The sequence below is a fragment of the Mycobacterium scrofulaceum genome (genome assembly GCF_002086735.1).
Classification (GTDB): domain Bacteria; phylum Actinomycetota; class Actinomycetes; order Mycobacteriales; family Mycobacteriaceae; genus Mycobacterium; species Mycobacterium scrofulaceum.
The window spans coordinates 1-963 of record NZ_MVIJ01000149.1 but is presented as its reverse complement, the minus strand read 5'-3'; the positions used below and the strand labels follow the sequence as shown (position 1 = coordinate 963).

Here is a 963-nt window from a genome sequence, read left to right as displayed (position 1 = left end):
CCGCCGCCCCCGCCGCCTCCGCCGCCCGAGGGCGGCGGTGCCACCGCCATCTCCAACGGGCCGCCGGATCCGCAGACCGAGGACGAACCCGCGGTGCCCCCGCTCCCGCCGGGCGCGCCCGACGGGGTGGTGGGGGTCGCCCCGCACGCGACCATCATCTCGATCCGCCAGTCTTCCAGGGCTTTCGAGCCGGTCAATCCCCCGCCGGGGGACCCCAACTCCGACGAGAAGGTGAAGGCCGGCACGCTGAACACCGTCGCGCGCGCGGTGGTGCACGCCGCCAACATGGGGGCGAAGGTGATCAACATTTCGGTCACGGCCTGCCTGCCCGCGTCGGCCCCGGCCGACCAGCGGGCGCTCGGCGCGGCCCTGTGGTACGCGGCGACGGTCAAGGACGCGGTCGTCGTGGCCGCGGCCGGCAACGACGGGGAAGCCGGCTGCAACAACAACCCGATGTACGACCCGCTGGAGCCGTCGGATCCCCGGGACTGGCATCAGGTGAAGGTCGTCTCGTCGCCGTCCTGGTTTGCCGACTACGTCCTGTCGGTCGGCGCGGTCGACGCCACCGGCGCCGCGCTGGACAAGAGCATGTCGGGCCCCTGGGTGGGTGTCGCGGCGCCGGGCACCCACATCATGGGGCTCTCGCCCCAGGGCGGTGGACCCGTCAACGCCTACCCGCCGTCGAGGCCGGGCGAGAAGAACATGCCGTTCTGGGGAACCAGCTTCTCGGCCGCCTACGTCAGTGGCGTCGCGGCCCTGGTTCGGGCGAAATTCCCCGAGCTGACCGCGCATCAGGTGATCAACCGGATCGTGCAGTCGGCGCACAATCCGCCCGCCGGGGTGGACAACAAGGTCGGCTACGGGCTGGTCGATCCCGTTGCGGCGCTGACGTTCAACATCCCGCCGGGCGACCGGATGCCGCCGGGCGCGCAAAGCCGCGTCATCAGGCCCGCCCCGCCGCCC

The 963-nt window shown here is 72.8% G+C and carries 1 protein-coding gene; it reads left to right on the top strand.

What is annotated here, in order from left to right:
• Nucleotides 1-963: type VII secretion-associated serine protease mycosin (gene mycP, locus BST44_RS29190; protein ID WP_083180052.1), on the top strand; the 963-nt coding region annotated here is incomplete at both ends.